16 protein-coding genes, 1 tRNA gene, 2 rRNA genes and 1 pseudogene (1 of these 20 only partly in view) are annotated in these 23,017 nt (G+C 60.6%); 7 read left to right on the forward strand and 13 right to left on the reverse strand.

Translation table 11 applies throughout. From position 1 onward, the window contains the following. The first annotated feature begins 16 nt into the window (after positions 1-16). Genes ACR9ZN_RS06855 through ACR9ZN_RS06870 form a run of 4 tightly spaced genes read left to right on the forward strand, consistent with a single transcriptional unit; the run spans position 17 to position 4,634 of the window. Positions 17-1,504: a M81 family metallopeptidase gene (locus ACR9ZN_RS06855; RefSeq protein ID WP_481271737.1), complete on the forward strand. Its 1,488-nt coding sequence runs from the start codon at positions 17-19 to the stop codon at positions 1,502-1,504. Between the two features lie 39 nt (positions 1,505-1,543). After that, the gene (locus ACR9ZN_RS06860) at positions 1,544-2,632 is read left to right on the forward strand and encodes an ABC transporter ATP-binding protein (protein WP_481271738.1); all 1,089 of its coding nucleotides are present in this window, start codon (positions 1,544-1,546) and stop codon (positions 2,630-2,632) included. A 39-nt stretch (positions 2,633-2,671) separates the two neighbouring features. Continuing rightward, positions 2,672-3,679 carry an SIS domain-containing protein gene (locus ACR9ZN_RS06865; RefSeq protein ID WP_481271739.1) on the forward strand — a complete coding sequence of 336 codons (1,008 nt, stop codon included), beginning with the start codon at positions 2,672-2,674 and terminating at the stop codon, positions 3,677-3,679. A 13-nt stretch (positions 3,680-3,692) separates the two neighbouring features. Beyond that, on the forward strand, positions 3,693-4,634 hold the full coding sequence (locus ACR9ZN_RS06870) for an ROK family protein (RefSeq protein ID WP_481271740.1): 942 nt from the start codon (positions 3,693-3,695) through the stop codon (positions 4,632-4,634). Between the two features lie 230 nt (positions 4,635-4,864). On the opposite strand, the gene ACR9ZN_RS06875 is transcribed toward ACR9ZN_RS06870, so the two are convergent. The 10 genes from ACR9ZN_RS06875 to ACR9ZN_RS06920 all read right to left on the reverse strand — a co-directional run bounded on the left by ACR9ZN_RS06875 (position 4,865) and on the right by ACR9ZN_RS06920 (position 16,446). Further along, entirely contained in the window at positions 4,865-5,848 is a 984-nt protein-coding gene (locus ACR9ZN_RS06875; RefSeq protein WP_481271741.1) for an ornithine cyclodeaminase, read from the reverse strand. A 10-nt stretch (positions 5,849-5,858) separates the two neighbouring features. Continuing rightward, positions 5,859-7,391, reverse strand: a complete 1,533-nt coding sequence (locus ACR9ZN_RS06880) for an FAD-dependent oxidoreductase (protein WP_481271742.1) — start codon at positions 7,389-7,391, stop codon at positions 5,859-5,861. A gap of 57 nt (positions 7,392-7,448) precedes the next feature. Next, positions 7,449-8,273 carry a substrate-binding periplasmic protein gene (locus ACR9ZN_RS06885; RefSeq protein ID WP_068285002.1) on the reverse strand — a complete coding sequence of 275 codons (825 nt, stop codon included), beginning with the start codon at positions 8,271-8,273 and terminating at the stop codon, positions 7,449-7,451. A 29-nt stretch (positions 8,274-8,302) separates the two neighbouring features. After that, complete coding sequence (locus ACR9ZN_RS06890) at positions 8,303-8,980, reverse strand: amino acid ABC transporter permease (protein ID WP_245314620.1); 678 nt, start codon at positions 8,978-8,980, stop codon at positions 8,303-8,305. After that, positions 8,977-9,621 (reverse strand): amino acid ABC transporter permease, encoded by a 645-nt coding sequence (locus tag ACR9ZN_RS06895; RefSeq protein WP_068285001.1) that lies wholly within the window; start codon positions 9,619-9,621, stop codon positions 8,977-8,979. Before ACR9ZN_RS06895 ends, ACR9ZN_RS06890 begins: the two co-directional genes overlap by 4 nt. After that, entirely contained in the window at positions 9,618-10,340 is a 723-nt protein-coding gene (locus tag ACR9ZN_RS06900; protein WP_481271973.1) for an amino acid ABC transporter ATP-binding protein, read from the reverse strand. Before ACR9ZN_RS06900 ends, ACR9ZN_RS06895 begins: the two co-directional genes overlap by 4 nt. Positions 10,341-10,412: 72 nt before the next feature. Next, positions 10,413-12,452, reverse strand: coding sequence for an NADH:flavin oxidoreductase (locus ACR9ZN_RS06905; protein WP_068285000.1), 2,040 nt, complete (start codon positions 12,450-12,452; stop codon positions 10,413-10,415). Position 12,453: 1 nt separating this feature from the next. Then, complete coding sequence (locus ACR9ZN_RS06910) at positions 12,454-13,239, reverse strand: hypothetical protein (RefSeq protein ID WP_481271743.1); 786 nt, start codon at positions 13,237-13,239, stop codon at positions 12,454-12,456. Further along, positions 13,232-14,542, reverse strand: coding sequence for an electron transfer flavoprotein subunit alpha/FixB family protein (locus ACR9ZN_RS06915; protein WP_481271744.1), 1,311 nt, complete (start codon positions 14,540-14,542; stop codon positions 13,232-13,234). The genes ACR9ZN_RS06910 and ACR9ZN_RS06915 overlap by 8 nt, the downstream gene beginning before the upstream one ends. Beyond that, positions 14,539-16,446, reverse strand: a complete 1,908-nt coding sequence (locus tag ACR9ZN_RS06920; RefSeq protein ID WP_481271745.1) for a DUF3483 domain-containing protein — start codon at positions 16,444-16,446, stop codon at positions 14,539-14,541. The genes ACR9ZN_RS06915 and ACR9ZN_RS06920 overlap by 4 nt, the downstream gene beginning before the upstream one ends. 358 nt (positions 16,447-16,804) lie before the next feature. Here ACR9ZN_RS06920 and ACR9ZN_RS06925 point away from each other — a divergent pair, with 358 nt between their 5' ends. The 3 genes and pseudogenes from ACR9ZN_RS06925 (at position 16,805) to ACR9ZN_RS06935 (ending at position 20,317) form a co-directional block, all read left to right on the forward strand. Further along, positions 16,805-17,293, forward strand: coding sequence for a MarR family winged helix-turn-helix transcriptional regulator (locus ACR9ZN_RS06925; protein WP_481271746.1), 489 nt, complete (start codon positions 16,805-16,807; stop codon positions 17,291-17,293). A gap of 77 nt (positions 17,294-17,370) precedes the next feature. Continuing rightward, positions 17,371-18,067: pseudogene (locus tag ACR9ZN_RS06930) on the forward strand (IS6 family transposase). A 603-nt stretch (positions 18,068-18,670) separates the two neighbouring features. After that, positions 18,671-20,317, forward strand: coding sequence for a recombinase family protein (locus tag ACR9ZN_RS06935; RefSeq protein ID WP_481271974.1), 1,647 nt, complete (start codon positions 18,671-18,673; stop codon positions 20,315-20,317). Here the strand turns inward: ACR9ZN_RS06935 and ACR9ZN_RS06940 are convergent. The 3 genes from ACR9ZN_RS06940 to ACR9ZN_RS06950 all read right to left on the reverse strand — a co-directional run. Beyond that, positions 20,274-20,350 (reverse strand) — tRNA-Met (locus ACR9ZN_RS06940). The two genes, ACR9ZN_RS06935 and ACR9ZN_RS06940, sit on opposite strands and share 44 nt — an antisense overlap. Before the next feature lie 40 nt (positions 20,351-20,390). Further along, positions 20,391-20,505: ribosomal RNA gene (gene rrf / locus ACR9ZN_RS06945) — 5S ribosomal RNA — on the reverse strand. 86 nt (positions 20,506-20,591) lie between these two features. Further along, a 23S ribosomal RNA gene (locus ACR9ZN_RS06950) occupies positions 20,592-23,017 on the reverse strand (it continues 400 nt past the right edge of the window).

The raw sequence follows: 23,017 nt of genomic DNA on the forward strand, positions 1-23,017 counted from the left end.
ACCAAGGAATCCGTCCATGCGTATTGCCATCGCCGGTCTGTCGATCGAGATCATGCTGGCCTCGCCGCAGCCCACTGACTGGGATGCATTGCAGCATTATTCCGCCCGCGATATCGCCGAGGGCGACGTGTGGATGATCCGCGGCATGCTCGATCGCCTGAGGGCGGATTCGGACGTCGAGGCCGTGCCCCTCTATTGGGTTACCGCCCTGCCCGGCGGCGCGATGACGGCTGATGCCTATGGCAAGGTCAAGGACAAGACCTTGCGCCTGCTTCAGGAGCAAGGTCCCTTCGACGGCGTGCTGGTGGCCAACCACGGTGCGCTGGAAGTGGCGGATCTCGGCCGCGATGCGGATACCGACTTTGTTGGTGCGATCCGCGCCGCCGTGGGTCCGGACATGCCGATCGGCGTCTCGCTCGACCTGCACGGGGACATGACGCCGGATCTGTTGCGCGCCGCCACGGTCTTCAGCGTACTGCGCACGGTCCCTCATCGCGATGACCGGCAAACAGGCTATCGCGCCGCGGACCAGCTCCTGCGGGTGATCCGGCAGGGCCTGAAGCCACGCAAGGCAGCCGTCAGCATTCCCATCCTGGTCCCTGGAGAAACCGCCGTCACCGGCATGCCGCCGGCCGACCGGCTCTATGGCGATCTTGCGGCGCTGGACGGGCGCGACGGCCTCATGGAGAGCAACATCCTGGTGGGGTTCGCCTGGAACGATCGTCCCTGGACTGCGGTAACGGCATTCGCGGTCAGCGAAGGCGATCCGGATGTGGCGAAGCGCGAGGCCATCGCCCTCGCAGAGCGTATCTGGGCGCAGCGCCACGAGTTCAAGCTGCGCATGGAAACGGCAGAGGTCGCGGAGGGCTTGCGGCTCGCCGTCACCTGTCTCGAGAAGCCTGTCTATGTCTCCGATTCCGGCGACAACACCACCGCAGGTGCGGCCGGTGATCTCACGCTCGTCCTACAGGCGGCGCTACGCGATACAGCCATGGGCGATGTCGTCATCGCCGGCATCACCGCGCCTTTGACGGTTGAAAAGCTGGTGGCGGCGGGGGTCGGCGCCGAAGTGGAGATCGAGCTTGGTGCCGAACATATCTCCCGGCCAAAGACCTCGACGCGGGTCCGCGCCAGGGTGGAAGCCTGTGGCGACGCGCTGGTGCTACCCGGCTTCCAACCTTATCGCTCGGTCGAAAGCGCCTGGGCGCATGTCAGCATCGGAGCGGTACGGGCCACGTTTCACGCGCGCTCGATCGGCATCACCACGCCGCATCACTTCAGCGCGATGGGCATCGATCCGACCGCGCACAAAGCTTATGTGGTCAAGCTGGGCTATCTCCATCCTCAGCTTGAGGATATCCGCGCAAGGCATGTTCTCCTCCTCAGTGACGGCACCTCTCAGCTCGACATGACCCGCCTGCAATGGGAGACGCTGAACCGGCCGGCCATTCCGCTCGACGAGGATTTCGATTGGCAGGCAGCCAGCGCCCTCTACACCGCTTGAAACCTCCGATGATTGTTCGATCCATGGGAGACGCAGACCTTGGCTGAGGTGTCGTTGCAAAAGGTGGTGAAGGTCTATGACGGCCTTCAAACGGTACACGGGATCGATCTCGACATTGCCGAAGGCGAGCTGGTGGTGCTGGTCGGTCCATCGGGTTGTGGCAAGTCGACGACGCTTCGCATGGTGGCCGGCCTCGAACAGATCACGACCGGAGAAATCCGCATCGGCGGCGTGCGAGTCAATGAGTTGGAACCAGGCGAACGCGATGTTGCCATGGTCTTCCAGAATTACGCGCTCTACCCCCATCTCAGTGTCGCCGACAACATCGCCTTCGGTCTCAAGCTGCGGAAAACGCCACGAGAAGAGATCCGCCGCCGGGTGGGCGAGACGGCGGAGATCCTCGACATCACTGCTCTGCTCGACCGCAAGCCACGGCAATTGTCGGGTGGGCAGCGCCAACGCGTGGCGATGGGAAGGGCCCTCATCCGCAACCCCAAGGTGTTTCTGTTCGACGAGCCGCTCTCCAATCTCGATGCCAAGCTGCGCGTGCAGATGCGGGCGGAGATCAAGCAACTGCATGCCCGGGTGCCGACCACGACGATCTACGTCACGCACGACCAGGTCGAGGCAATGACTTTGGCCGACCGCGTGGTGGTGATGAACAAGGGACGCATCGAACAGGTCGCTCCACCGCAGGACCTCTATCTCAGGCCGGCCACCGTCTTCGTCGCCGGCTTCATCGGGTCGCCGGGCATGAATTTCATTCCTGCCCAGATCGTATCCGAGAATGGTTATCTGGCCCTGCGTCTGGGCGACAGCGGCGTGCTGGCGCTGCCGCCGGAAAAGGCCGAGCGCTTCAGCGCGCATTCGGGCAAGAAGCTCCTTGCCGGCATTCGTCCGGAGCATTTCAGTCTGTCGGCACCGGGCTCGAATGGCCTTTTGATGCAGGCTGGGGTCATCGAGCCGCTCGGCATGGAGACACTGGTACATGGGGCGATCGCCCGAACACAGGTCGTCGCCCGCCTCGCGCCGAGTTCGCGCCTTATTGCGGGAGCGCCCCTCACGCTCGATGTCACGCTAGACAATTTGTGTCTTGCCGACGCCGACACGGGCGCTCTCATCCATTGATGGGCACCTCGCCCTTTCGATCAGGAGTGGAGTTTCAAGATGCAAAACCATGAGGGCCTTCGCCGAATGCGGGTGGAGATGAATCGGCAAGGCAGCGATGCCCTGGCGACCCTTGATGGCAATGGCGAGGCAGTTGCCGCCGCCACTGCCAGCGCACGCAGGACCGGCAGCCTCATCCTTTGCGCGATGGGCGGTTCCCATCACGTCAACGCCATCGTGGCGCCGCTCTACCGCCGGCTTGGACTCGACTGCCGCGCCGTGACGGCCTCCGAGCTTCTGTCAGCACCTGTCCCGCGGGGAGAACACACTCTGTTCATCGCGTCCCAATCCGGGCGTTCAGGTGAAATCGTCCAGCTCCTGGACATACCGGCCGTAAGTGGCGATACGTTCGCCCTGACATTGGACGGCCGCAGCCCGCTTGCCAACGCCTGTAAGGGCGCGCTTATCGCCCATGGCGGTCCCGAACAGGCCTTTGCCGCGACGCGCTCCATCACCCTCACACTCGCCATGCATGGTGCCGTCCTCGATGCACTCGGATTGCCCAACGCAGCCCTACGCACCGTGTTCGAGGCAGCGGGTGAGCCGGATGTCGCTCCCTTGGACGAAGCTCTTGCGCCCTGCGAAGCGGTGATTTTTTCCGGCTATGGCGCCATGGCGGGCGTGGCCGGCAGCGCAGCCCTCTCCATGATGGAGCTCGCGCGGGTGGTAACGATCGGCTTCGAGGGCGGCCAGTTCCGTCATGGGCCATTCGAGGTGCTGCGGCCTTCCCTCGGCATTGTGCTGTTGCGCGATGCCTCGCCGGACGGCGCCCTCGTTTTCTCCCTGGCAGAGTCGACGCTCGACGCAGGCTGCCCGACGATCGTCGTCGACACAAGTGGGCAAGCTCCGATCGCTGGAGCGACCACGCTTTCTTTGCCAGCGAATTCCGGCCTTGCGGCTGCTGCCTCGATGCTGCTTTCACTGCAGGCGCTCAATATCGCCGTGGCCCTGCGCCGTGTAACGGGCGATGTCGGCACGCCACTGCGCACCAGCAAGGTCACGATCTGAACGGAGGTCGCCCGTGGCGGAAGCCGCTAGCTATATTGGCGTCGATCTCGGCGGAACGCATGTGCGTGTCGCCTGTGTCGATATGGCCGGGCGCATCCGTGCAGCGGAGCGCCAGCAGACATCAAAGGAGGGGCCGGCCGCCGTCATCCGCCAGATCTGCGAAGGGATCGCGCGACTGCGCGACCCCGATACGCACGGCGTCGGCATCGGTGTCCCTGGCGCCGTCGACGCCATGGCGGGTCGCGTGCTCAACATTCCCGCTCTCGCCAGCTGGACGGATATTCCGCTTGCGGAAGAAATATCGCGCGCATCCGGTCTGTCCTGTTTTCTAGAGAACGACGCCAAGGCCGCAGCGCGTGGGGAATGGCGCGCCGGTGCGGGTCGTGACTGCACCAATCTTGCCTATGTCACCGTTGGCACTGGCATTGGCGGCGGCATTATCGTCGACGGCCGTTTGTTGAGAGGGGTCGGCGGCTTGGCGGGCGAGGTCGGCCATACACATGTCACCGATAGCTCGGAGCGATGTGCCTGCGGCCGGTATGGCTGTTGGCAGGCTGTGGCTTCCGGTCCAGCCCTTGCCAGCCGGGCGCGGGCCAAACTGGCTGCTGAACCTGCGGGCCGCATTGCCGCGCTGGCCGACGGAAGAGAGGTTTCGGCCTTCGACGTGGCGCAAGCCGCTCGTGGCGGCGACCGGCTGGCCCTCGAGTTGCTGGCTGAATTTGCGCGCTTCCTTGGCATGGGTTTTGCGAATATTCAGCACTGCTATTCGCCGAGCCGCATCATCATGGGTGGCGGCATGGTTGCTTTGTTCGATCTGCTCGAAACCGAAATGGCCAGCGCTTTACGCGCCGGCCTCCTGCCAGGCTTCCCACCTGCCGCAATCGTGCCAGCGGCGCTCGGAGACGATGCAGGGCTTATAGGGGCTGCGATGGTTGCGTATGAAAGCGTCCAATAGCGGCCTGGTACCGCAAAAGCTCGTTGTGCCACTCACTTCAATGGCGTCATCGCCTCTGGCCAGATATCAGTCTCGCATACAGAAGGAGCAGGAAAGCTCGGTCACTTCCCACTGAAACTCTATCCAGGCCTTCACCCGGCTTGCGCACTGCAGGCGTCTCACAGTTCCAGCAGGTACTCGTTGTCGGCCACGGATAATTGCAAGCAGCTACGAGCTCCGTCTAAAGACGATCACAAGTCCGAGATCTTCCGATGTGACCTGTCGCTCATGTCTCCGCCGGTCTCCTGCATGAGCAACTCGGCGGTAAACAGGTCGAATTGCGCTCCTCCGATATTCTTGTAAATCGTGATCTCATCTTCGAAGGTGCGCCCTGATCGAATCCCAGTGCATAGTTCCGATGCATCGGCTCGAATATCCTCCCACCTAAACCGTCCAGCCTCAAAGGCCTGTACGAGGTCACCAGCATTGGTGATACCGCTACGGCTGTTTACGAAAACGCTACCGCGCGCGATTGCATCCGTGTCGCATTCACACATTTCGGGCAAATAGGACCCGACAAGGTCGAGATGCGTTCCAGGCTTCAACAGGGCGCCCTTGACCAAAGGCTGTGTCGACATCGTCACGCATGAGATGATATCGGCCTGCGGCACAGCTTCATCGAGATCTCGCATCGCCTCTGCCGTGACTCCTTCCTTGTCGCGCAACCGCGCTGCAAGTGACTGAGCCCTCTCGAACGTTCGGTTCCATACCAGAACCTTGTTGATGGACGGACGGGCAGCACAATGGGCCGCCGCCACATGAGGACCAAGACCGCCGGCGCCCACCACCAGCAGAATGCGCGCATCTTCCCGTGCCAGCAACCGCGAGCCGAGACCGGAATCGGCGGCTGTCTTACGAAAGGTCATCGCCTCGCCGTCTGCAACGAGCTGAGGAGCGCCTGTTTGCCCGCAGAATACACACACCAGCCCCTGTACACTCGCCTGTGGCGGCCGCAACTGCAGATTTCCAGGAAACACTCCGACCATTTTGACAGCGATCAATTCACCGGCTTGCCAACCGACCAATGTCACGAACTTGTTCGGTCCGCCGTCAGGTTCGTTGGTCAGAACCACTTCCGAGATCGGTATTTCGCCGGTCAGCTTTTTCTCAAACCACGGGATCAACCGTTGGTAGGGCAAGAGCCGATGGACGAGATCTGCATCGACATACCGCATGACTCACTCCTCAATTCGTCCGCAGAATGTCCGCCACCGACCGCTCGGCATCCGCCTGAACGCCATAGAAGTAAGCCGTCTCCTGGCGGTAATGATCGAGCTCCGCCAGTCGGTTTTTCTCGTCCCAGCCCAGCAAGGGCGCGGCAATATGTGAAGTCTCCTCGGCAAGATCGAGCCCCAATGCCCGTTCCCAGCCCACCGACAAGCGCCTGCGCAAAATGCCTGCGAGTGTGGTTGCCTGCTCCTCTTCGATCGCCCAGCATACTGCTTCATGCGACCACCTAGCTTCGTCCGGCTGCCTCGGCACGCCATAATCGATTGGCGTCGGCTGACCGGCCGGAGAGATATGACGGGCAATTGCGCGGGTAATACGGCGTCCGGCGTCGCGATGCGTCATCAGAAGGCCACCGGTGAAGACGACGAAATTCGGCAAGACCGGCGAAAGGTCATGCTCTCTGACCTCCATCGAGCCGAGTGGGTCGTTCCCATCTGCCGTGCGCGGCCGGACCCCTGCCCAGGAATAGAGCACATCCTCTCGGGCCAGCTTCATATTGGGGAACAGCATGTTGATTTCGCGCAGGATCGCATCGATGTCCCCTTCGGTAGCCCGGAAATTCTTGCGTTCGCCGTCTGCGGGGCTGTCCCACGGCCCGATATAATGAAGGTCGTTCCAGGGAATGAAATAGAACGCCATTCCGGTGCTGGTGACGGTATCGAAGCCGATGCCTTTGAGATGATCGGGCAGCTTCACGACGATATTGGTGCCCTTGGCCCCGACGTTGAGGTCCGCTCCACCGACGCCAGCCATGCGCGTGATCTCATCGACCCAGACACCCGCGGTATTGGCGATGGCACGAGCGCGCACTTCACCGGTTTCTCCCGTGCGCGTATGAACGCCGATACGCCAAAAGTCAGCCTCGCGCCGCAAGTTGGTGACGCCGGTATAGTTGCAGGCCGTCAGGCCAGCCCGACGCGCCTTCACTATGGTGTCGTTGACGATGCGCTCGGGCCAGCGGAACTGATATTCGGTGAAGCTGATGGCCCCTCGGATGCGTTCCAGGCCGGCAAGCCCACGAAACACGGGCAATTGCCGGGCCTCCGCGGCGGTGTAAAATCGCGTGTCGAGCGGCACTCCGCCCGAGAAAGCCGACAGGATGCGGAAAGCGAGACGGGCTTTTCCCGTCGAGACGGCATTCTCGTCGGTCAAAGGCACATAGAAGGGCACGGCGCGGACACGCTCGGGGCAGGAACGCACGAATTCGGCCCGCCCCCGCATCGCCCGGCGGGCCAATTCCAGACACTTCAGTCCAAATCCCGGCTTTAGCAGGAAGGCAGCAATGGAATTGGCAGCCGGAGAGAAATAGCTCAGCCCGCAATGCTGGAGACGCGAGGTTCGGCTGGATGTGCCACCACCATAGTCGTCGCGTTCAAAAAGAATGGTTTTATAGCCAGCGGCCACCAGGTGCTGAGAGGCGGAGGCACCGATGATGCCGGCGCCGATCACGGCGACATCATACACGATATCATTGCTGGGAAGCGGCATGCCCATGCTCCGAATGGGAAAGGAAGGCGGGCGACCATGGCCGCCCGCCAAAACGGATCACTCGATCCAGCGCGGGTCGCCTGTGTTGCCGGCAGATTCAGACAGCCCGAACTGAACCAGCGTTTTCTTGATGAACCCGTCGGAATGGAGTTCCGCGATACGCTTGTTGAACGCCTTGAGCAGGCTTTCATTGTCCTTGTTCATGGGGAAGGAGCCCTGGCCTGGAAACTTCGAGGATACGACGCGCTCGTCTGGCCCGGCGACCGCCGCCTTGAAGCCTCCGAGTTCGCCAGCTTTCTCGGCCAGCATGGCGATGGAGTAGCTTTCGACAAAAGCGTCGATGCGCCCGTTCTTGAGATCTTGCTGAACCTGAACCAGTACCGGATAGGTCTTCAGCTTGGAGCCGTAAAGTTTTTTGAGGTCGGCGACCCATAGATTGGTTTGGACGGTACCGACGGTCTTGCCTTCGAGATCCGCCAGCTTGGTGGCTCCCTCCTTCGACACGATGCCCATCTGATCGACATAGAGCGGATCACTCATGAACAGTACCTCAGAACGCGCTTTTGTTCGGTACCAGTCGCCAACCGTGACATCGGCGCGACCCGTCTGTACGTAATTGAGGGCAGCGGCGGCATCGACCGAGATCGTCTCAATGCTGAGGCACTCGAGCTTGGCGATTTGCTTGAGAATTTCGCCATCGACGCCCGTAACCGATCCATCGCTCTCGACGATCGAGAATGGCCGATATGTCTGGGCGGCCACGGTCAATACGCCGGGCTTGAGCGTCTTGACGTCGGGGGATGGTGTACAGGCCCCTGCCACCGTACCGGTTGCTGTCGCCAGCGCGATTGCGGCGAACATCGTTTTCAGCATTTTTATCATTGGTTAGCTCCTCTCCTCTGGTGAGTCGTTTAACGTCTTGAACGGGCTGCAACCTTGTGTTCGATCCAGCCGACCAGAAGGGAGGCGGGAATGCAGATGGCCGCGAAAATGCCTCCGGTGAGGGCGTAGGCGGCAAAATTGCGGAAGGTTGTGGCGCCGATGTCCGTGGCTTGAGCCATGATCTCCGGCAGAGCGATGGCAAAGCACAACGAGGTGCCCTGAAAGACCAGGACGGCAAAGCCCAGCAACGCTGGCAGCGCGACCCAAAATCCCTGCGGCAAGATCACATAGCGGAAGGTGTCCCAGTCCGACAGGTTGAGCGCGTGGCTGGCCTCACCCTGGCCGGCTGGCACTGCCTCCAGGCCCCCGCGAATGATTTCCGACGTATAGGCACCCGTACTCCAGGTTAGACCGATGATTGCCGAGGTCATGGAGGAGAGCACCAGCCCGCTTTGCGGCAAGCCTGCATAGAAGAACTGAAGCAGGACCAGTGCTGGCGCGCCCCGTCCGACTTCAACCAGGAACAGGGTAAGATAACGCAGCCCGCGCATGCGCGAGCGCACGGTCACCGCCCAGATCAGGCCGAGCGGCACGCCCAGTGCCAAGGTGATCGCCGTCAGTTGCAGGTTGACGACCAGGCCGTCCCACAATTGCGGCAGCCAGGAATTGATCGTTGCCCAATCGGTCCCCATCCAGAGCTTGATCATCGCGCCAGCCTCCGCTTGAGCGTTTCGCCCAGATTTCTGGATAGCCAGGCGATAGGCAGGCTCATCAGAATGTAGGCGGCGCCGACGAGGCCAAGGACTTCCAAACCCTTATAGGTCATCTCCGTGACGTAGCGCCCCTGAAAGGTCAACTCCTTCAGACCGATGGTGGAAGCAATGGCTGAATCCTTGAGCAGGCCCACCGCGTAGGTGGCGATGGCAGGCAACGAAAAAATGAACATCTGCGGCAATGTCACGTCACGGAAATGATTCCAGCGCGACATGTTGAGCGCCGTTGCCGCTTCATGCTGCCCAGCCGGCACGGCAATGAAACCGCCGCGATAGATCTCGGCCATGTTGACAGCGCTGATGAGCCCGAAAGTTACGATTGCGGCAGTGAACGGGTCCATCTGGACGAAATCAGCACCGACGCCGAAGAAAATCAGAAAGATCCACACTACCGGCGGCACAGAACGTACAAGCGCTATGAACACGATGGTCAGGATGCGCAGCGGCACAAATGGGGCCGTACGGGCCAGCATGATGGGAAAGCCCAGCACCATGCCGAGTGCGAGCGCGGCCAGCGTCACCGCGATGGTGAGTGGAATGCCGCTGAGGATCAGCCAGAAATATTCCCAGGTCATCGCTCGTTCACCGCGCGCAGGAAACGGCGAGCCCGTTCGGTTTGCGGATTGGGGATGACCTCACGACTGGAGCCTTCCTCGATGATGGCGCCATCGGCCATGATCACCACATGATCCGAGACGTTCTGAGCAAAGCTCATCTCATGCGTGACGACGATCATGGTCATGCCGGAGTCGGCGAGTTCACGCATGACGCCCAGAACCTCCAGCCCCAGTTCCGGATCCAAAGCCGAGGTCGGCTCGTCAAACAGCATGACCTTGGGGCCCAACGCCAGGGCCCGTGCGATGGCGATACGCTGCTGCTGGCCACCTGAGCATCGCGACGGATATTGGCTCGCCTTGTCGGCAAGACCCACGCGCTCCAAGAGGCGGCGCGCTACGTCCTCAGCTTCCTTCTCAGAGCGCCCGAGTACCCGAACCTGCGGTAGGGTGATGTTGCGCAGGACGCTCATATGCGGGAACAGGTTGAATGACTGGAACACCATGCCGAGGTTACGGCGCAGTTCGCGTACGCGCCGTTTGTTGTCGTCCTTGCCGACCTCGATCCGCGTGTCGGCTACAGTGATGACGCCGCTGCTGGGTTGCTCGATGTAATTGAGACAGCGCAGCAGGGTCGACTTGCCAGAGCCGCTTGGCCCGATGATCGCCAGCACTTCGCCTTCGCTGACCCGAAGATCGATCTGCGGCAGCACGAGGTGATCAGCGTAGCGCTTGCTCATCTTCTGGAGAGAAACCAGAGTCTTGCCGGTGCGGGCCACGGTGCTGCTCCATGTTTTGATCAAGAATCGTCGTCATAGGGGCCGTACGAGCCGAGCGGCTTCGTACATGGAGGCATGGACGTTGCGGCTCAGGACCGCATCGCCGATGCGGTAGAGCTCGAACTTGCCGGCCGGATTGGTGGCCACCGTCTGCGGCTGGAGGGCAATGAAGGCCGCCTGATCCAGCTCCCCCTGGTTGCGCGACTGCGGCTTGAGAGCGAAGTAGATGTCCGCGACTGGCTGCGTGCCCGCCTCGTAGATGATCTGATCGACTTCGCGTTCCTCTTCACGATCCGAATGCACCTCTCGCAGTACCGCGATCAGAGCGTTCCCATCGAGGTAGACCTCCATCAAGTCGAAGCTTGGCGACATCACCGTGTTGCGTTCATAAAGACGCTTCATGAAATTGACGCGCGCCGTACGCCCGATCTCTTCGCTGATCATCTGGTCGGGCGTCACGATCTCGACGATACTGCCGCGCTGAGTGATGAAGTCGGCCGTCGTTGCCGCGACATGAGTGCCGGTAACGTCAAACAACAAGACGTTCTTGCCGGGCGCCTCCTTACCGGAGAGAATATCGCGGGCGCTGACCGCCTTGTCGATGCCGGGAACATCCGGCACAGTCGGTTTGCCCCCGGTGGCAACGATCACGACGTCCGGCGCCTCGGCAAGTACAGCGTCAGGTGTCGCCGGACGACCGGTGCGCAGGTCAACGCCGAGCTTGCGAACCTGCATCTCTAGCCAGCGCACGATGCCTGCCATGCCGGCACGCCAGTCCACCGCCGGGGCGAGATTGAGCTGGCCCCCCGGTTTGTCGGCCGCCTCGAAGAGTACGACCTTGTGGCCAGCCTGGGCAGCGGTACGCGCTGCTTCCAGACCGGCCGGCCCCGCACCGACGATCACCACCTTGCGAGGATTGGCACTCCGAGCGACGTCGTGGCTCATCGTTTGTTCGCGAGAGGTAACGACGTTCTGGATGCACAGGGCATCCTTGCCCTGGCCACCACGGTCGATGCAATAATTTGCGCCGATGCACTGGCGCACATCGTCCTCACGGTCCTCAATGAGCTTGCGCACGAGATGGGGGTCGGCGATATGGGCCCGGGTCATTGCCACCATATCGACATGACCTTCCTCCACCGCGCGACTGGCCGTGGCCAGGTCCCGGATCGCCGAGGCGTGGAAGACTGGAATGTCGACCTCGGCCTTGACGGCACTCGCCAGCTGCAGGAAGGCCGCGGAGGCGAAGCTCATGTCCGGAATCATCGCCTGTAGACCCCGGAAGTCGTCGCCGTGCGCCTGATAGACATTGATGAAATCAATCAAACCGGAGTTGCAGTAGCCAGTGATGACATCCAGGCATTCGCTCTGGGTGAGGCCACCACGCAGCAGTTCGTCGCCCGCGACACGCAGGCCCAGCACATAGTCGTCGCCCACCGCTTCGCGGACCGTCTCCAGCACCTCGCGGCCGAAGCGCATACGGTTTTCCAGACTGCCGCCATATTTATCCGTGCGCCTGTTCAGCATGGGGGAGATGAAGGCGTCGATCAGGTGATGAGCGGCAGCGATGATCTCGCAGCCGTCGAGTCCTGCCTTCTTCAGGCGGACCGCCGCATCAGCGAAGTTTCGAAACACGCGCTTGAAGTCAAAATCCTCCATCTCCTTGGCATAGTGCCGATGCATCGGTTCGCGGGTGGAGCTTGGATTGATCAGCGGCAGCCAGTTCGCACCGTCCCAGGCGCCACGCCGGCCGATATGCGTGATCTGACACATGATGGCGGCACCATGAGCATGCACGCGCTCGGCGAACTGGGTGAGATAGGGCAGCACCCGGTCTTCGCTGACTGAAATCTGGTTGAAGGACAGCGGGGAATCCAGCGCCACTGACGAGGAGCCGCCGAACATGGTCAGTCCGATGCCACCCTTGGCTTTCTCGACATGGTAGAGCTGATAGCGCTCGCCGGGCATGCCGTCTTCCGCATAGCCCGGTGCATGAGAGGTGGACATGATGCGATTGCGGAACGTGATGTTCTTGATCGTCAGCGGTTTCAGCAATGCTTGATATTTGGCCATGCTACCCGGCCCTTTCTGGCGGTACGTGAATGGTGGAGGTGGGATTGCCAGCACGCACAACACCTGCCTGCTGCAAGAAAGCGCGGATCTGGGCCGCGGCCTCGAAGGGTGGGACACCTTCGACGATACGCTTGCCGCCCATGCTGCCGGGTCCCGCGAAGATGCGAGCGGGACGTATGCGAAAAGGACGTAGCGTCCAGCTGGCGCGCGCGGCGTCAATGGAGGCGCTAGCCCGATGGACCAGGATCTTGCCCCGCCGGGTTCTGCCCCAGGCGACCTGCAGCGGAGCCGATGCGGCTGCACCGACCGCGAGGACAGCGCTGGCGGTCAACCCAAAGCGACGACGTCGGCCAGCCGGTTCGGCGGCCAGAACCGTCACGCCGTTCTCCTCACACACCAGATCGGTGACATTGGCGATGCAGGGCATGCAAAGATCCTGCGCGATCAGGTAGGGCAGCATGCCACTGCCTTCGCCATGTTCGGCAGTCGTGCCGCACAAGACGATGTCGGGCGAAGCGGTGCGTAGGGCGTCTGCCAGCACTGGCACCGCATCATCGGCTTGGGTGAGAGGACCAAGCACCGTGAGCGTGTCGAGACCCATGCCGAGATAGTCGCCAAGCGCGGGTTCGTCATGTTGGCCGGCATGGAGCACAGTCAGCACCGCCCCCTTTTGGGCGAGCGCAAGCGCCAGACGCAGCGCACGCGCATCGCTGTCGGCAGCGCGCGGGCGACCCGTTACCGGATGGCGCCCGGCCGAAAGCAATACGGCAATCGATAGATCAGCCATGCGCACTCTCCCCGTTTTCGAGCAGAGCGGCCAGCACGGCGCCGGCGTCGGCGACAATGGCAAGATCCGCACGAGCCAGCATGGCGGCGTGAGGATCGGTGTTGACGGCTACGACATGTGGGCAGTCGCGAATACCCTCCAGATGCTGTGAGGCGCCCGAGATGCCGAAGGCAACATAAGCCTGGGCTCGCGTGATGTGGCCGGATGCCCCCACCTGTCGATCACGCGGCAGAGCCCCCGCATCGCATACCACCCGACTGGCGCCAATCGTCGCCGACAGCGACCGTGCAACGGCGCCGAAAAGCCTGAGATCGCGCACGCCGCCACCGGCACTGACGATGAACTCGGCCTCTTCGAGGGCAAGCCGTGACACGTCGGCGGTTTCGATTCCATCATCGTTGATACCCGCTGGGTCGCTCGTCACGCCCTGTACAATCAAGTTCCGAGCCTCTCGACCGACGACCGGCGTCGTTGCCTTGCAGGCGCTGGCCGCGAACGTCGCGACGGGTGGCAGCGGCCGGGCATAGTCGTGTTGCCGATCAGGAGCGGGCACCAGCACTTCGTTTCCGCGTAGTTGCGCGATCCCAATCGCTGGACGCACGCTCTGCCGAGCGGCAAGAAAGCGGGCAAGATCATTGCCAGCGTCGGAGCTCGGCAAAATCACATGCCGGGGCTTCAAATCGCCACACAAAGCTGCCAACGCGGATCGGCGCTGGAAAATACCCGCATTTTCGAATGTCACCAGCCGGTCGGCGCCGGCCCGTCCGGCGTCACGTTCGCTGGCGCCAATGCGGCAAAGTACGATAGCCTCGCGTGGCCCGGCGAGAGAACGAGCCAGCCCGATCAGCTCCACCTCGGCCTGCGGCCAGGTCTCGCGGGCGAAAGCAACGACGACAATATGGCTCTCGGGCTCCTCGACGCACACGACATCGGCATCGTCGCGCGCCTCAGCCTTGGCCGTGTCTGCTCCGCCGGACCGCATGGGAGTGCGTGCATCATCCCTGCGAGCGGCCGGACCTCGCATGGTTCGGCGCGGATGCGCGGGCGCGGCTGGGAAGATGGCTTCCTCACCCTGTATCTCCTCCTGGCCCCGAGACAAGCGAAGTCGGCCCGCAGGTCGAGGGTCAGAGCAAATAGCTGTATTGTTTTGACGCACTCTGGACAGAGCTTGTGCGGCTTCGACGTTCGGTGTTGATGTGACAGTCGCGACCTCTTCCATCGAGGCGACATCGCTGCGACCGACACAGTCCGGGTCCTCAATGCGCTCGGGCGGCTTTCCTCTGTTGATGCGTGTGCGGCTCATGCACGGGCCTCCACCGCATCGAGGAGGAGTTCAGCGATGTCGCGCACAGGCGGGTGGTCGCCGGCAACACCCTCCAGCATCTGCGTGCAGCCAGGGCAGGCGACGGCGAGAACCGGCACGCCAGTGGCGATAGCCTGCCCCATGCGCATGTCGGGAATGCGCCGCTCCGAATTGATTGTCGACAACGCACCGCCGCCGCCGCCGCCGCAACACCGCGAACGTGTGCGGCTGTGTGCCATTTCAGCAAGTTCAAAACCGATGGCGCCGAGCACGCGGCGAGGCCCGTCGAACTCGCCATTGTAGCGACCCAGATAGCAAGGATCGTGGTAGGTGATGCCACCGCTCGCCGGGCGAAGCACGCGAAGCCGCCCTGCGGCCACCAATTCATCCAGAAGATCGGTGTGATGGCGCACCGTATGCATCCCGCCGAAAGCCGGGTACTCGTTGCGCAGACAGTGCAGGGCATGCGGATCGATGGTGACGATCTGGCGGAAGCGATAGCGTGCCAGCGTCGCAATATTGGCCTTGGCCTGAATCTGGAAGGAGTGCTCGTCACCGAGCCGGCGGGCAAGATCGCCGCAGTCGCGCTCATCCGCACCCAGGACCGCAAAATCCACCCCCGCTTCACGCAGCAAGCGCACAAAGGCGCGCAGCACCATCTGGCCACGCCGGTCGAACGCGGCTTCCGACAGCCACAACAGGGTATCGGTCGACCCGGTTGCGCTGATCAATGGCAGCTTCAGATCCGTCGCAAAATCGAGACGCGTGGCAGGGTCAGCGCCACCGATCGTGTCGGTCATCCGCAGATTGGTGAGTGCCTGTACCGACTTTTCCGGCGTAGCCCCGCGTTCCAATGTCTGAAAGCGGCGCATGTCAACGATGGCATCGACATGCTCGATCAGCATCGGACACTCCTCGACACAGGCCCGGCACGTCGTGCAGGACCACAATGTCTCGGGGGCGATTGCCGCCTCGCTCTCAGCCACCAATTCCTGCCAGGCATCGGTCGAGCGCCAGCCATTGCCCTGGCCCGGATGTGGGCTTCCATAATAATCGAGCCGTGCCGGCACCGGGCGCATGCTGGCCGAAAGATCTGCAATCAGCTTCTTGGGATTGAGCGGCAATCCTGCCGCGAAGGCCGGGCAGGCGACCTCGCAGCGGCCGCACTGCACGCAGGCATCGAAGGCGGCAAGTTGCTTCCAACTGAAATCCGCCGGGGAGCCCGCGCCAAGGCGCGGAGCCTCGAGGTCGAGCGGTTTCAGGTCACTCGCCCGGCCTGTAAACCGTTCGGGACGAGGGTGGTTCACCAGGTGAACCGCCCCAGCAAACGCGTGGCGCATCGGCCCACGAGCGACCATGGCGGCGAGGCGACACAGACCTGCAGCGCCGGTCAGAACGAGGAGAACGGCCAAGAGCCCATCCGGCCATCCCGCCGGTACCAAGGCAGTCAAGGCCGCGCCAAGGAAAAAGACGCAGGCGAGGGAAAAAAACAAGCGCAGCCGCGCCCAGATACCGCCAGACAACCGCTCCGGCCTGGCCAGGCGCCGCCGATACTGTAGAACGATACCTGCCCCGAGCCCGGCGACCAGGAACAGGCAAGTTCCCGTCATCGCAAGTACAAGCGCACCCGGCGCGCCTGTCAGGACAAGAGCAGCGTTGAGGGGGGATAGAAGAAACAGGCCTATGATGCTGCCTGCTGTCAAAGCATGCATGCGCGCAGACAATGGTTCGCGCGCAACGCGATCGTGGACATCGCCGAAATAGCGTGGAAGGAGCCGAGGGATGCTACCCCACTCGAGAGGCGACTTGCCACCGGCAGCCCACAACCGAGAAGGCTGCAACATTTCGATTACTATTATAGCAATCGTAATCGCGCAGACAGCGATGACAACGTAGCTAGACATAATGGTAAAGACCAAACGTCATCGTTCACCGGACACATGCCCGACGTTCGGCAACTTTCGGTCGCCCCTCTGTTATTTATAATATCGTTCCATCTGGAACCATTCTCGATAATCAATTTGATGTCAATATGGTCTGTGCAGATTTTCAAGGCGCCAAACGGTTGCATTTCCTGACAAAGCAAGCCCAATGCAATTGACAATCGGCAACCGATCGCCAAGTTCACGAGTGGTATGCCACTCGCCCGTCGTGCTCAGACCTGAAAGACGGGTCCGAGCGTAGTGGAGATGCCATTGCGCACACAGCCGAAGCCGGCATACAGACATGCCAGCCAGCTCCTGATTGAGACCAAAAGAAGCGATGAATTTTACCGCCGAGAATTCAACTGCCCTTGACGTAACGAGTCTGTGCCGCGATCACGCATTCGCTGAAGCGCTGACCATTTGCCTTTGGGCCAACTATTGGTCGCATCGAACGATTACCGCTACGGAAAACAGTTTCGGTCTCAATCGCGACGATTGCAATGTGCTGATCACACTGTGGCGCTACCGACAGCTAACCGCGAGCGAAATCGCTCAGCTCAATGGCAGGCCGAAGAACTCCATTGGACGGGCGGTCAAGCGCCTGACGGAGAAAAAGCTGGCACAAATCCATGCCGACAGGGTGGATTCGCGAAAGAAAAACCTGCGCCTTACCGCCGACGGCCTTACAATGATGGAGCGCCTGAAGCCGATCTTTATCGATCGACAAGAAGATATGCTCTCCCGTCTCGACAAGAACCAGCGAAAGATCGTGCGGGATCTTCTATTTAAAACGTTCGTCGATCTGCCGACCTGGCAGGTCGATTAACCCTAGCAAAGTGGGAGCCGTCCACCAGGCATTATCAACTTAACTCGCGTTCAGGTTTTGCGGCATAAATCGATAACATGAATACCGCGACCAGCTACAAGCGCCATCGTTTCCCGCCGCAGATCATCGCCCATGCAGTCTGTCTACTACAGGTTCCCCTTGAGCCTACGTCTGGTTGAAGAAATGCTGCTGGAGCGCGGGATCGTCGTTTCGTATGAGACAATCCGCCGGTGGGGCATCAAATTCGGGCCGGATTACGCTCGTCGCTTGCGCTGCAAGCAGCCCAGCCGAAACGATGTCTGGCACCTGGACGAGGTCGTCATCACCATCGTCGGCAGGAAACACTGGTTGTGGCGGGCCGTCGACCAGGATGGCTATGTGCTCGACGAGATCGTCCAGAACCGCCGCAACACCAAGGCGGCCAAGCGCTTGCTGACGCGGCTGCTGAAGAAGCAAGGCGTCGCGCCTAAGCGCATGATCACCGACAAGCTGCGCTCCTATGGAGCGGCCAGGCGACAGGTGATGCCGGAGGTCGAGCATCGGTCGCACAAGGGATTGAACAACCGGGCGGAGAATGCACATGTGCCGCTGCGAAAGCGGGAGCGGATCATGCAAGGCTTCCGATCAACAGGAGCACTGCAACGCTTCGTTTCGATCTTCTCGGCTCTGCGCAATCTCTTCGTCCCGCCCCGCTCAAAACGCTCCGCTCTCGCTACACATATTCACCGCCTGCAGGCCATGGCGGAATGGAAAGCTGTGGCCGTGGTCAGCTAACATCAGCGGCCGCAGGTCTCAACGCGTTTGTATGCAGACAACGTGACATCACCCTCTGACCATCCCTGGTATCGTCGCCAAGATCCAGGCTCTTATTGCCCTCGATGCTCCAAGCGAGGACGGGGATGAGCGACCTTGGCCCCAGCTCCGCCGGATACGTGCCGAACTCATTGATATATTCAATCGTCAGACGTCTAAGTCGGCGTGAGGATGATAGGGCGTCGCCCGCCAATTTTCCATTCGCCATAGCACCCTGTTGCAAGCTCCGATGGTCGGGAGGACGCCAGGAGGCATCAAGGAGAGCCTTTTATTATCGTTTGATTTCAGTTGCTTATGCCTCCTACTCCGCTGATCCTATTGCTGTCAGCTTGCAATCGACTTGGAACAGCGCAACCATGGCCTCTGATATTCGTCCACAGTCTGAAAGTGTACTTCGGCTCATCAAGCCAGAGGCGAGATGTGGGCATCACGGTGCCGGTCCGGACCGGCGCCTGGTCGAACTAATCCGCCTGCTCGCTCGTCACGCCGCGCTGCAGGTCTACGAAGCACAGACGAGAAAGGGGCGCCGCAAGACCCGCTCCTGATGCTGAGGGAGATTGATCCTTGAAGGTCGCGATTTACGCCCGCTACTCATCCGACAATCAGCGCGACGCTTCCATTGCCGACCAGCTTCGCATCTGCCGCCTCCATGCCGAACGGCAGGGCTGGCAGATCGAGGAGGAATATACCGACCATGCGATATCCGGTGCCTCCCTCCTTCGTCCCGGCATCCAGGCCCTGATCTCAGACGCAACCCACGGCCGCTTCCAGTTGGTGCTTGCCGAGGCGATGGATCGCCTTTCGCGCGATCAGGAAGACATCGCCGGCTTCTTCAAGCGCATGGCCTATTCGGAGGTAAAGCTTCATACCCTCTCCGAGGGTGAGGTCTCGCACCTGCATGTCGGCCTCAAAGGCACGATGAACGCCTTGTTCCTGAAGGATCTCGCCGACAAGACGAGGCGCGGGCAGCGCGGCCGGATCGAGCAGGGCAAGGTCGGCGGCGGCAACGCCTATGGCTATGACGTAGTCAGGAAGGTCGACGGCGGCGAACTCGCCCGCGGCGAGCGCACCATTAATGAACAGCAGGCACAGGTAATCCGGCGCATCTTTCGCGACTACGCCGGCGGTAAGTCGGCTAAGCGCATTGCCCACGAGTTGAACAGGGACGGCATTGTTGGCCCTGGTGGCGGCGATTGGGGGGCCAGCACCATCAACGGCAATCCCAAGCGCGGCAATGGCATCCTCAACAATGAACTCTATGTCGGCAAGCTCGTCTGGAATCGGCAGCGCTTCATCAAGGATCCCGATACGGGAAAGCGTCAGGCGCGAGGCAATCCCCAGTCGGAATGGGTCACGCAAGACGTACCGGAACTGCGCATCCTGGATGACGACCTCTGGCAAGCCGCAAAGAAGCGCCAGAGCACCATAAAGGACCTCCGCGTCGTCGATGCCAAGCCAGGGAACCATTTCCGCGATCGGCGCAGGCCCAAATATCTCCTTTCCGGGCTGATCAAATGTGGCTGTTGTGGAGGCGGCTATTCGATGATCTCGGCCGACCTGCTCGGCTGTTCGACCGCCCGCAACAAGGGCACCTGCGACAATCGCTACAATATTCGGCGCGACCGGCTCGAGAGCCGCGTCCTTGATGGCCTGCGCCATCATCTAATGGAGCCAGCCCTCTTCAAAGAGTTTTGTGAAGAGTTCACCCGGGAGATGAACCGGCTACGCACGCAAGGACGGGCATCAATCGACGCGGCAGAAGACGAGGTTCGCAAGATCGACCGCGAGCTCGATACGCTCGTCAATCTGATACTGAAGGGCGGAGCTGCTGACCGGCTCAACGCAAAAATGCTGGCACTCGAGAGCCGGCAAAAGGAATTGCAGCAGTTTCTCGAAGACGCCGCTGAACCACCTCCTTTGCTACATCCCAACATGACGAAGCATTACCGGATCCAGGTCGAGCATCTCTATGCGGCGCTCAACGACGATTCCCAGGGACATCGCATAATGGCGGCCGAGCAGATCCGCTCGTTGATAAAGGAGATCGTGCTGACGCCAGAGAACGGCGAACTTCAGATCGACGTTCGTGGCGATCTAGCTGGAATCCTTACGCTTTCAGCGCAAACAAAGAACCCCGCAGCGGTTGCTACGGGGTCGCAAGTTAAGATGGTTGCGGGGGCAGGATTTGAACCTGCGGCCTTCAGGTTATGAGCCTGACGAGCTACCGGGCTGCTCCACCCCGCGGCGGGTAATTTGCATGGTATTCGAGATTTTTGCTTTGCAGGCCTGGCAACGACCTACTCTCCCAGGTCTTGAGACATAGTACCATCGGCGCTGAGGAGTTTAACGGCCGAGTTCGGGATGGGATCGGGTTGAGGCTCCTCGCTAGTGCCACCAGGCCGGCGAAGCAAAATCTGAAGCAAGAATGGAATGTTCCAGGTCACTGTCGGTATTTTTCACCGCGAGTGAGTATTGATAAATGAGAGCGATCAAGCCGATCAAGCTATTAGTACCGGTAAGCTGCACGGATCGCTCCGCTTCCACACCCGGCCTATCAACGTGGTGGTCTACCACGGCTTTCGAGGGAGAACTTATCTTGAGGTGGGTTTCCCGCTTAGATGCCTTCAGCGGTTATCCCGACCGTACATAGCTACCCTGCACTGCGGCTGGCGCCACAACAGGTCCACCAGAGGTACGTCCATCCCGGTCCTCTCGTACTAAGGACAGATCCTCTCAATTCTCCTACGCCCACGCCAGATAGGGACCAAACTGTCTCACGACGTTTTGAACCCAACTCACGTACCACTTTAATCGGCGAACAGCCGAACCCTTGGGACCTTCTCCAGCCCCAGGATGTGATGAGTCGACATCGAGGTGCCAAACGATTCCGTCGATATGGACTCTTGGGAATCATCAGCCTGTTATCCCCGGCGTACCTTTTATTCGTTGAGCGATGGCCGTTCCACAACGGACCACCGGATCACTATGGCCGACTTTCGTCTCTGCTCGACTTGTCAGTCTCGCAGTCAGGCGGGCTTATGCCATTGCACTCGACGACCGATTTCCGACCGGTCTGAGCCCACCGTCGCACGCCTCCGTTACTCTTTGGGAGGCGACCGCCCCAGTCAAACTACCCACCATACACTGTCCCGGGCCCGGATGACGGGTCGCGGTTAGACATCCATGATCGTAAGGGTGGTATTTCAAGGGTGGCTCCACACGGGCTGGCGCCCATGCTTCATAGCCTACCACCTATCCTACACATGCAAGCACGAATGCCAGTGTAAAGTTATAGTAAAGGTGCACGGGGTCTTTCCGTCTAAGCGCAGGTACCCCGCATCTTCACGGGGAATTCAATTTCACTGAGTTTATGCTGGAGACAGCGGGGAGATCGTTACGCCATTCGTGCAGGTCGGAACTTACCCGACAAGGAATTTCGCTACCTTAGGACCGTTATAGTTACGGCCGCCGTTTACCGGGGCTTCGATTCAAAGCTTGCACCTCTCCTCTTAACCTTCCGGCACCGGGCAGGCGTCAGACCCTATACGTCGCCTTGCGGCTTAGCAGAGCCCTGTGTTTTTGTTAAACAGTCGCCACCCCCTAGTTTGTGCCCCTCGCCCATGGTTGCCCACGAACGAGGCCTCCTTATCCCGAAGTTACGGAGGCAAATTGCCGAGTTCCTTCAGCATAGTTCTCTCAAGCGCCTTGGTATACTCTACCAGTCCACCTGTGTCGGTTTCGGGTACGGTCTGATGTGGGAGCTATTTCCTGGAACCTCGTGATGGCATGCACAATCCAATAAGCACACACCACGGAAGAGATCCGTCACTACCCACTGGTCAAGGAATATTCACCTTGTTCCCATCGACTACGCTTTTCAGCCTCGCCTTAGGGGCCGACTAACCCTGCGCAGATTAGCTTTACGCAGGAACCCTTGGACTTTCGGCGACAGTGTCTCTCACACTGTTTGTCGTTACTCATGCCAGCATTCGCACTTCCAATACCTCCAGAGCCGCTCACGCGTACTCCTTCACAGGCCTATGGAACGCTCCGCTACCGCGTACATACTCTCGCATGCACACCCACAGCTTCGGCTCGTGGCTTGAGCCCCGTTACATTTTCGGCGCAAAGACCCTTGTTTAGACCAGTGAGCTGTTACGCTTTCTTTAAAGGATGGCTGCTTCTAAGCCAACCTCCTGGTTGTTATGGGATCCTCACATCCTTTACCACTTAGCCACGAATTAGGGGCCTTAGCTGGTGGTCAGGGTTTTTTCCCTCTCGACGACGGACGTTAGCACCCGCCGTCTGTCTGCCGCACACTACTTCCAGGTATTCGGAGTTTGGTTAGGTTTGGTAGGTCGGTAAGACCCCCTAGCCCATCCAGTGCTCTACCCCCTGGAGTATTCATGCGACGCACTACCTAAATAGTTTTCGCGGAGAACCAGCTATTTCCGAGTTTGATTGGCCTTTCACCCCTAGCCACAAGTCATCCGAGGCTTTTTCAACAGACACCGGTTCGGTCCTCCAGTGGGTGTTACCCCACCTTCAACCTGCTCATGGCTAGATCACATCGGTTTCGGGTCTAATAAGACGAACTGAACGCCCTGTTCAGACTCGCTTTCGCTACGCCTACACCTACCGGCTTAAGCTTGCTCGTCTCACTAAGTCGCTGGCCCATTATACAAAAGGTACGGTGTCACCATTGCAGGCTCCACCTGTTTGTAGGCATCCGGTTTCAGGATCTGTTTCACTCCCCTCGTCGGGGATCTTTTCACCTTTCCCTCACGGTACTGGTTCACTATCGGTCACTGAGGAGTACTTAGGCTTGGAGGGTGGTCCCCCCACGTTCAGACAGGGTTTCACGTGCCCCGCCCTACTCAAGTCTCTCGATATCATCGTCGCATACGGGAC

The organism is Labrys sp. HAY1-8F (genome assembly GCF_056754975.1).